Source organism: uncultured Granulicatella sp. (assembly GCF_963528315.1).
GTDB lineage: Bacteria > Bacillota > Bacilli > Lactobacillales > Aerococcaceae > Granulicatella.
Genome location: NZ_CAURVV010000006.1, coordinates 64,209 through 74,672 on the forward strand (window position 1 = coordinate 64,209; position 10,464 = coordinate 74,672).

9 protein-coding genes are annotated in these 10,464 nt (G+C 34.5%); 1 reads left to right on the top strand and 8 read right to left on the bottom strand.

Annotated features, from left to right (window positions below; translation table 11 throughout):
- Positions 1-106: 106 nt before the first annotated feature.
- From RYK07_RS02780 to RYK07_RS02810, 7 genes are all read right to left on the bottom strand, one after another.
- Positions 107-1,129, bottom strand: coding sequence for a branched-chain amino acid aminotransferase (locus RYK07_RS02780; RefSeq protein ID WP_314852313.1), 1,023 nt, complete (start codon positions 1,127-1,129; stop codon positions 107-109).
- A gap of 19 nt (positions 1,130-1,148) precedes the next feature.
- On the bottom strand, positions 1,149-1,574 hold the full coding sequence (locus tag RYK07_RS02785) for a hypothetical protein (protein ID WP_314852314.1): 426 nt from the start codon (positions 1,572-1,574) through the stop codon (positions 1,149-1,151).
- 183 nt (positions 1,575-1,757) lie between these two features.
- Positions 1,758-2,708: a peptidylprolyl isomerase gene (locus tag RYK07_RS02790; protein ID WP_314852315.1), complete on the bottom strand. Its 951-nt coding sequence runs from the start codon at positions 2,706-2,708 to the stop codon at positions 1,758-1,760.
- A 187-nt stretch (positions 2,709-2,895) separates the two neighbouring features.
- Complete coding sequence (locus tag RYK07_RS02795; protein WP_314852317.1) at positions 2,896-3,645, bottom strand: 3D domain-containing protein; 750 nt, start codon at positions 3,643-3,645, stop codon at positions 2,896-2,898.
- Between the two features lie 562 nt (positions 3,646-4,207).
- Positions 4,208-5,335, bottom strand: a complete 1,128-nt coding sequence (rlmN, locus tag RYK07_RS02800) for a 23S rRNA (adenine(2503)-C(2))-methyltransferase RlmN (RefSeq protein WP_314110659.1) — start codon at positions 5,333-5,335, stop codon at positions 4,208-4,210.
- Between the two features lie 15 nt (positions 5,336-5,350).
- Positions 5,351-6,319, bottom strand: coding sequence for an asparaginase (locus RYK07_RS02805; RefSeq protein WP_314852319.1), 969 nt, complete (start codon positions 6,317-6,319; stop codon positions 5,351-5,353).
- A 125-nt stretch (positions 6,320-6,444) separates the two neighbouring features.
- Positions 6,445-7,605 (bottom strand): hydroxymethylglutaryl-CoA synthase, encoded by a 1,161-nt coding sequence (locus RYK07_RS02810; RefSeq protein WP_314852320.1) that lies wholly within the window; start codon positions 7,603-7,605, stop codon positions 6,445-6,447.
- A gap of 204 nt (positions 7,606-7,809) precedes the next feature.
- On the opposite strand from RYK07_RS02810, the gene RYK07_RS02815 reads away from it, so the two are divergent.
- Positions 7,810-9,000: an acetyl-CoA C-acetyltransferase gene (locus RYK07_RS02815; RefSeq protein ID WP_314852321.1), complete on the top strand. Its 1,191-nt coding sequence runs from the start codon at positions 7,810-7,812 to the stop codon at positions 8,998-9,000.
- Positions 9,001-9,028: 28 nt separating this feature from the next.
- On the opposite strand, the gene RYK07_RS02820 is transcribed toward RYK07_RS02815, so the two are convergent.
- Positions 9,029-10,318 (bottom strand): Mbeg1-like protein, encoded by a 1,290-nt coding sequence (locus RYK07_RS02820; protein WP_314852322.1) that lies wholly within the window; start codon positions 10,316-10,318, stop codon positions 9,029-9,031.
- Between the last annotated feature and the right edge of the window lie 146 nt (positions 10,319-10,464).

Below are 10,464 nucleotides of genomic sequence, written 5' to 3' on the forward strand. Positions count from 1 at the left end.
CTTGATTTTTTGTGATAGTTTTAATTTATAATTGTTAAAAGAAAAACCTTATGAAGTAATTTTCATGATAAAATTCACTTCATAAGGCTCTAAATAATATATATAATTATACTTTTTGAATCCAACCTTCTGGAGCTTCTACATCCCCATATTGAATTCCTACTAATTCATCATATAAACGACGAGTCACTGGTCCTACTTCTGTTTCTGAATAGAACACATGGAAGTCATCTCCATTTTGGATTCCAGCAATTGGTGAGATAACCGCTGCTGTACCACATGCTCCAGCTTCTGTAAATTCATCTAATTTATCAATGAATACATCTGCTTCTTTCACAACCATTCCTAAACGGTGTTCTGCTAACCATAATAATGAGTATTTTGTAATACTTGGTAAAATAGATGGAGAGTATGGAGTGATGAATTGATTATCTTTAGTAATTCCAAAGAAATTCGCAGCTCCAACTTCTTCAATCTTAGTATGAGTCAATGGATCTAAATAAATACAGTCACTAAATTGACGTTTTTTAGCTTCTTTACCAGGTAATAAGCTAGCTGCATAGTTACCTCCAACTTTTGCAGCACCAGTTCCTACAGGAGCAGCACGGTCATATTCACTTACTACGAAGCTAGTTGGTGTTAAACCACCTTTGAAATAAGCTCCAACTGGCATTACGAAAATTGTGAAAATATATTCTGGTGCTGGACTTACTCCGATAGTATCGCCTACCCCAATCATTAATGGACGAATGTATAAGCTTCCGCCTGTTCCATATGGTGGAATCCAATGTTCATTTGCACGAACAACTTCTTTAATCGCTTCAACAAAACGTTCTTGAGGAAATTCAGGCATTAATAAACGAGTACAAGAACGTGCAAAACGTGCCGCATTTTGGTCAGGACGGAATAAATTAATGCTTCCATCTTTACAACGATAAGCTTTTAATCCTTCAAAAGCTTGTTGACCATAATGTAGTGCTGTTGACGCTTCACTAATATGAAGTACATTATCTTCTACTAAAGCTCCATTATCCCACTGACCATCTTTATAATAACTAATATAACGATAGTCTGTTTTAATATAACTAAAGCCTAAATTTTTCCAATCTAAGTCTACTGTTTTTGTCATAACAACACTTCCCTAAAAATTATTTTACTGCTTTATAATCACCTGTTACTGAGTCCATCTCTTCTAAAAGTTTTGTTGATTGTGTATATCGGAAATATCCAAAACTACTTGATCCACTTTGTTCTTGATGACGAATATGGATATCAATAGAATCTTTTGTTTGAGCTTGAACTAATATCGTATAATGATCATCCAGTAAGACTTGTTTCTTCGTTTCAATCTCTTTAATCGCTTCTTTTGCTAAAGCATTTAGTTCGGTAGTAGTCGTTCCTTCTTTTGTAGAAGCAGCAGTTGTCGTTGTTTCTTCAACTTTTGTTGTTACTGCTGATTCTCCATTTTTAGAAACATTCACCATATCAGCTTGATTAAACGTTTCTGTACGGCTTGCACATCCCATTAATCCAATCGCTAATAAACCGACTACTAATTTCCATGAAGATTTCATGGTATCCTTCCTTTCCACTTGCTTAGTTTCATAACTTTTCAAAAAAATGATAACGTGAAAACAATTGTTAAATTATTTTCAATTTTACAATTTTTTTGTTCATTGTCAAGATGAATTGTATAAAAAAGAGTAGGAAAAATCAAATACTTCATTTTGATTTTTAGCCTACTCCTAATTGAATGTCTAGTTTCCTGTTGTTTGAGATTGTTCTGTTACATTTGGTGTATTATCAGAAAAATCTTTCAAGGCATTTTTCAATGTATCATCTGTAATCTTCACTTCTGCATTTTTCACTAATGAAGAAACTACTGAATGGATTGTAGCTGTATCTTTTAATTTTTCAGCTAATAATTCATCTTCTAATGTAGAACGTACATCACTTAATGAACCTTTTTCAGGTTTATCCACTAATTTAATCACATGGTAACCATATTGAGTTAATACTGGTTCTTCTGTAATATCTCCTACTTTTAAACCATATGCTGCATCGGCGAATTCTTTCACCATGTCTGAACGTTTGAATGGTCCAATTTTACCACCATTTTCAGCAGACGTTTTATCTGTTGAATTTTCTTTTGCTAATGTATCGAAATCAGCACCATCTTTTAATTGCTTGATTAAATCTTCAGCTTTTTTCTTAGCTTCTGCTTTTTCATCATCAGAAGCATTTTGAGATACGCCAATTAAAATATGTTGAGCTGTTGCTTTTGGCTCCCATGAATCATAATATTTTTGAACTTCTTCATCACTGAAAGTAGTAGATTTTTTAACTGCCGCAGTAATTAATTTGTTTAAATAAACTGTATCACGGTAAGCATCTACTGAAGTGAATCCACTACGAGCTAATACAGCTTTTAAAGCATCTTCTCCACCATATTGTTTCACTTGATTTGCAACTTCTGTTTTTGCTTCTTCTTCCAAAGCTTTTTTATCTTTTGCATCATTTTCTAAAACTTTTTGTAACACTAAACGTTGTAATGTTTGTTCTCCTGATGTTGCTTTTAATGCTTTGTAAAACTCTTCCTGGGTAACATTACCTGCTTTTGAAGTCGCTACAGCTGATTGATTATTTGAACATGCTGCTAACGCTAAAGTTGATGCTACAGCTAACATCCCCATCATTGTTTTTTTCATTCTTTCCACTCCTGTCATACTACTAAATATTGCATTTCCCACAATATACCATATTTTCAGCTTATTTCCTAGCTTTTGAAAAAAAGACAATAGTTTTTTCTTAAAATCTTCATACATTCCTATACTTTTTAATTCTTACAAGAAAAGAAAAAAGACTGGATTTTCATCCAATCTTTCATGTAATTTCTTATTTTAAAATACGAATCGTAATTGTACGACGTCCGAAATTATAAGTTTGTGCTACAGTTGGGAAGTGAACATCAATTTTGTTCCCTACAATCGCTCCACCTGTATCTGCTGCGCGGAATACTCCGTATCCAGGAATTTCTACCATAGTTCCTAATGGAATTACTCGTGGATCTACTGCAATAACCATTGGGTCATTCACTAAGTTTGTTCCATCAGCTGTATAGCTAGATAATCCTGCTTCAGCATATGAATAAGCTGTTGCTTCAACGGTTAATGTATAACCTTCAGTTGCTGCTGGAGCTGCTTGAGTTGTTGTAGTAGTTTGTACTTCTTGTGAAGTAGCTGTTTGCGGAGTTGGATCTACTGCTTTCACTTCTACAACTTCTGTATTATCTTCTACTTTGTAAGTATGCTCTTCTTCTTCAGTTTTCACAACTACTTCTTGTTTATCAGCAGAAAACTTAATTGTTGTTCCTGCATAAATTAAATTAGCGTTTTGAATATCATTAACACGAATTAAAGCATCTAATGATACATCCATCGCTTCAGCGATAACAGATAATGTATCACCATATTTTACTGTGTACTCTTGTACCCCTTCATCATTATGAACAATTTCATCTTTCACTTCGTCTGTAGTACGTGCTACCCATTCATCAGCCTTAGCTGTTGAAGTTGTCATTCCTGAAATTCCTAGAAAAGCTACTGCGATTGTTGCCAACACCGTCTTCTTTAGTGTAAATTTCATAAACATCCTTTCCGACTCTCTACTAGAAAAATTATTGTTTCGAGAATCTACCGCTTAAAATTTCCAAGTGCGGTTTTATTTGATGTAACTACTGTAACACGAAAAAATAGCAAAATGTTGATTTCACGCGTTTTGTTAAGCCTCTTTAAATAAATTGACTTTTTTTGATATTTAGATTACAGAAAAACAATGCGAACATACGTTTTTGTTACATTTGTCATCTTTTTGTAACATTCACTTAAATTTCTCTTTAACTTTTGTTCGCATAAAATTGAAATGTTACAACTTTGAAAACGTTTTACTTGTTATGAGTTTCATTTTCTTTGTAGAAAACAGTAAAAAATACCCCCATCTCTACTTGAAAGATGAGGGTAAAAATGTAATTTGTACGCTTCAAAAAAACAGTAAGACTTCCCATAGTAGCAGTAGTAATATCAGCCAAGCATGGCTGATATTACAGGAAACTTCGAGACCAAGGCTCGAAGTTTAGGCATGAAACCGAAGGTTTGCTGCCGTCCTTTTGCTACTATAACCAGGGAAGTCTATTCAAACATTTTTTATCTTATTTATCTTCTTCTGTCTTACGTTTTCTGTCACGATCACGTTTCATTTGACTTGAACGTAATTGACCACACGCTGCTTCAATATCATGACCGAATTCTTTACGAACCACACAGTTAATATGATTCTTCTTCAATACATCATAGAAAGCTACTACACGATCCTTACTACTACGTTCATATTGATCATGCTCACGAACCTTATTATACGGAATCAAGTTTACATACGATAAACGTTTTTTATCCGCTAATAAATCTGCCAATTGTTGCGCTTGCTCTACAGAATCATTGACATGATCCAACATAATATATTCAAATGTCACACGACGATTCGTTGTACGAATATATTCATTAATGGCTTCCATTACCACTTCAATTGGATATTTACGGTTAATACGCATAATTTTAGAACGAGTATCATTATCTGGAGCATGTAGCGATAACGCTAAGTTTACTTGCAAGCCTTCTTTAGCAAAATCTAAAATCTTTGGAGCAAGTCCACTAGTTGAAACCGTAATATGACGTGCACCAATCGCTAAACCTGTATCAGAATTGACTACTTTTAAGAACTTAATCACATTATCATAGTTATCAAATGGTTCTCCAATTCCCATTACTACAATATGACTCACACGGTCTCCAGGAGCTACCTCATCTAATGTACGTTGTACGTGCATCACTTGCGCTACAATTTCTCCAGCGACTAAGTCACGTTGTTTCGCAATAATCCCACTCGCACAAAAAGTACAACCGATATTACATCCTACTTGTGTTGTTACACAAATCGATAAACCATATTCTTGTGGCATTAATACTGTTTCAATTAATAATCCATCTGCTAATTCAAATAAGAACTTACGAGTACCGTCTGTTGACTGTTGTTTAATTTTTTCATTTAACACTGGGAATGTAAAAGTTTCATTTAATTTTGCAATTAAATCTTTTGATAAGTTTGTCATTTCTTCAAAACTTGTCACACGTTTACGATATAACCAATCCCATAATTGTCCTGCTCTGAATTTTTTCTCTCCATGTTCTTCAAACCATGCGACTAAATCTTCATATGGATATCCATAAATAATTGGTTTTCCTTCATATTCACGAACACGTCTTCCGATTTTTGTTACCATTTCTAATCCTTCTTTCTAGCATGCAAATGCTTTTTCAATTTCTTCTAATGATTTTCCTGAACTTAATAAAACACTTAGTTTCATACGAGCTTTTTGCCCACTCAATCCTGTTGTAAAAATGACACCAGACTGTCTTAATTGTTTACCTCCACCCAAATAGTCATAAACATCATAAGTAACACCATTGAATGCTCTAGAAACTAATACTACGGGAATTCCTGCCTCTAAACATCTTTTTAAAGCTGGTAATGTTGCCGGCGGTAAATTCCCTGCTCCTAGTGCTTCAATAACGACACCTTTTGCTTGACTCTCGCAAATCGCATCAAGTAGTAGTCCGTCCATTCCCGCATAAGCTTTTAATAAGTAAACCCCTGTTTGAACTTCTTCAATAGGATAGTATTCTTGTTTTAATAATCGTTGGAAATAAATGACTTCACTTTTAGAAACTAATCCAATCGGTCCAAAAGTTGGCGTTTGGAAAGTTGCAACATTCGTTGTATGAGTTTTGGTTACATAAGTAGCTGTATGAACTTCATCATTCATCACAACTACAACTCCTTTATCTTTCGATTCTGGAGACGCTGCTACAATTAAGGAACTCCGTAAATTCGCTAAGCCGTCTGACCCAATCTCATTACTTGATCTCATTGCTCCAGTTACCACAATGGGAATCGACAAATTAGTCGTCAATTCTAGAAAATACGCTGTTTCTTCTAAAGTATCTGTTCCGTGAGTCACTACAACTCCCGTATATCCCTCTTCAACAGCTGATAAAATTCTATTTCTTAATTGCATCATATGAGATTCTTGCATATGAGGAGAAGGTAAATTAAACAAATCTTCTGTATGAATATCTCCAATTAAATCAAATAAATGTGCGCTCGATAATAAAGGATTTTCGCCATTCGGAGATACTTTTCCGGTTGAATGGTCTTCGCTCATTGCGATGGTTCCACCCGTATTAATGATTAAAATTTTTGCCATGCTTCAACCTCCTTATCTTTCATGCAAAATCTCTTAGTACATTTTTCATATAATCTTAGTCTACCATAATCTAGACTGTAAAAAAAGAAAAGACTTGAATGAAGTCAAGTCTTTTCGCGTACCATTTATTGTTTTTGATATTGTCTTTGATGTTGATGAACTCCTGAAAGAATAAATGGACTTGCATCTTCCACTTGGAAAGTTTGTTCGCCACTTTCGTCCACCATTTGACTAAATAATGTTTCGTATTCTTCAACCGTTACTTGTTTACGAGCCTCTAATAATTGTTGATGAGCTTCTACTCGCAATTGTTTTTCAAAGCCTTCCACTAATTCTCCAACGAAGAACTCTCCAACTGCTCCAGAACCATAACTAAAGAATCCAATACGGTCACCAGCTACTAATACAGAACTAGTTTCAATTAAAGAAATAAAACTTAAGAATAATGATCCTGTATAAATATTTCCAACATGACGATTATAAGCTGTACTTTCTTGGTAACGAGTCGTTAATCGTTCTTGTTCTTCTTGTGGCAATTCTTCTAAAAATGGCTTGAAAGCTTTTAATCCCATTTTCGTATATGGTAAGTGGAAGCAAATCGCTTCTAAATCAGCAAAAGTAGCTCCTGTTTGTTTTGCATAATCATTCCAAACTTCTGCAAAGAAACGGATGTATTGTTCATTTGAGAATTTTCCATCTACCATTGGGTATGCTTCGTAATTTGGACGCCAAAAATCCATGACATCATCTGTAAATAAGCTAGTTTCATCTTCTAATCGAAGTAAACGAGGCTCAGCTGAAACGACCATTGCGACTGCCCCAGCTCCTTGTGTTGGTTCTCCACCACTCTTCAAGCCATATTTAGCGATGTCACTCGCAATAACTAAGACTTTTGATTCAGGATTCAAAGCAATATGTCCTTTTGCTAATTGTAATGCTGCAGTTGCTCCATAGCACGCATGTTTTAATTCCACACTACGAACTCGATTCGATAATCCTAATAAATTTTGAATATAAACTGCTGCAGATTTGGATTGGTCAATTCCTGTTTCTGTTCCCACAAGAATCATATCAATAGCTTCTTTATCAGCTTCATCTAAAATTCCAATTGCTGCATTGGCTCCCATTGTGACAATATCTTGAGTCACTGGAGCTACAGCCATTGTACTTTGTCCAATTCCTATTGTATATTTTTCTGGTTCTACACCACGCTCTACTGCTAAATCCTCCATGGATAAGGCAAACGGAGGTGTATAAAATCCAATTTTATCAATTCCGATATTCATTTCTAACTCCCTTATTCTAATAAGTATCTATCCTAATAGTCTGCACGTACCATAGTAGCAAAAAATGACGAAAGCTACAACGATTATCCCTACTGAAAGTTATAATTTTAAAAAAACTTTAACTTTTTTATGTAGTATTTTAATAGGTTTCTGTGCAACTTTCGATTACAATAGTATAGTAAATGAAATTTTAAGGAGAATGATATGAATTCAAACGATATTGTAATTATTAGTGCTACAAGAACAGCTATTGGAAAATTTGGAGGACAATTCGCTTCAATCGGTGCTGTTGAATTAGGTACAGCCGTTGCAAAATCTGCGATTGAAAAAGGAAAAGTAGATCCAAGTTTAATCGATACCGTTATTTTTGGACAAGTATTACAAGCAGGGATTGGTCAAAACCCTGCGCGTCAAGTTGCCTTAAACTCAGGATTACCTCATACTAGTACAGCTTTAACCGTAAATGAAGTTTGTGGTTCTGGATTAAAATCGATTTTATTAGCAGCTCAAGCTATTCGTCTAGGGGATGCAAAAATCGTATTAGCAGGTGGTATGGAGAATATGTCTTTAGCCCCACATCTACTTCCAAATCGATTTGCTACTAAAAATGGAAATTGCACGATGATTGATGCTTTATTCCACGATGGCTTAACAGATGCTTTTTCGAATGAAGCGATGGGAATTACTGCTGAAAATCTAGTTGATAAATACGGATTTACTCGTCAACAATTAGATGAATTTGCAGCTCACTCTCAACAAAAAGCATACCAAGCACAACAATCTGGTGCCTTTGATAAAGAAATTACACCTATTGAAATCACAAATAAAAAAACAAAACAAGTCGTAACGATTGATAAAGATGAATTTATTCGTCCAGAAACAACTGTCGAATCTCTAAGTTCATTAAGACCTGTCTTTAAAAAAGATGGGGTCGTAACAGCGGGAAATTCTTCAGGTATCAATGATGGAGCAGCCGCTTTAATTTTAACAACAAGAGAAGTAGCTAACACTTTAAACTTGCCAATCTTAGCTACATTAACGGGATATGCTGAAGCAGGAGTCGACCCTTCTATTATGGGAATTGGACCAGTCCCTGCCATTGAAAAATTAATTCAAAGAACGCATATTCCATTAGATCGAGTGGATTTATTTGAATTGAACGAAGCTTTTGCTGCTCAAAGTTTAGCAGTCATAAAAGATTTGAAAATCAATCCAGAAAAAGTGAATGTCCACGGCGGTGCTATCGCATTAGGACATCCAATCGGTGCTTCTGGTGCTCGTATTGTAGTGACTTTAATTCACGCTTTACAACAACGTCAATTACAAACCGGAATTGCTTCTCTATGTGTAGGTGGCGGAATGGGTGTAGCCTTAAGCTTAAAAATTGAACAATAAAATAGCATGATACAAATAAGCCAAGCATCTACTTAGGATGCTTGGCTTGTTTCATTTCTAATTTCTTTTGTATTTGACGTTTTTGATAATAGTGTCGAATTTCTTCGTTTTCTTCTGTAGACTGATAAGTCACTGAAATTCGATGTTCTCCTGTCCAACTTTCGACTAATTCTTCTACACTCGGTAATGTTAAATTAGGAAGTTCTACTGAAATGGATAATGTATCTTTCCAAATTTCATAACGAATTTGGAACAATAATCGTCCCACTCTTAGTAAGATTTCTCGTTTTTCGCTATCCATTTGATAGGCTTTTTCAAAAAATTTCTGCATGTACACTCTAAAATTGTAATAAACATCATTAACGCTCTCTACTCCCATTTCAAAAAACAATTCAAAAAACGTATCAAAAAAGAGTTTTAAATCTTCATCCGAAACTACTTCAGTCCATTGTTTAAACGTTTGATCCGTTAATTGGCTATTTTTCGTTAATTCGGTTAGTTCGATAAAGTGATCCTCTTCAATATTCCACATTAAAGCACTATGCTGAGAAATCCCACTTCCCTGACTTTCAATAATATGATATGGAACTTGAGATTCTAACATCAATCCGACTATCGAATCTTGTGGAATATATCTTTTGGCTTTTGACACCACTCTTTGATAGCCTACTGTATTTAAAATCGATCGATGAACTCCAGGTGAATCCCAACAATATATTTTATGAATTCGATTTTGAACAGCTTCTTCTTGCATTGCACTCGCATATAAAGAAAGATTTCCACCTTTAGAATGTCCAGATACATTTAACGTTCCTAAAAATGTTGCTGCTTGTTTTCTTAAATATTCAATCGCATCTGTTTGTGCAGGAATCAAGTCAGAATAAGTCATCATAAAGTCTTCTTTCCAACCTGTTAAGCTTTCATCCGTTCCTCTAAAAATAATCCATCGACTATCTTCTTTCCATTGATAGCAAACTGCAGCAAATTGTTTCGTCAATTCATCATCAATATCATTCATAAATCCAAATACTTTAATCTCTTTATAACGCTGACTTTCAGACACAATTTCTAGTAATTGAATTCTCTCGGAAGTAATCATAAATGGATTATGTTCCTGTAGTTTTTCTTGAACTTTAGCAAATTCTTTTCCTAATTGTTCAAGAGAAATCGCCTCTGTTACATCGAATGACTTAGGAACAATCTCATCAAATGGTAAATAAGCAATCTCTGTTAGAATTAAAACATCAATATCTGTAAGTGATTTATCTTCAAATGTTTGATTTCCATATTGTTGAACATAAGTAATTAAATTTCCCATGAAAAGCTCCTTTCTGACTCTTGTATTCTTTTCAGTAGTGTACCACCTAACTTGTACAAATGCAAAATTAAAAAAGACTTTTCTGTTGTAGCGTAAAGTTTCAAAGTAACTTCTAGTTAAGTATCAAAACTAGAAGTTAGTATGAG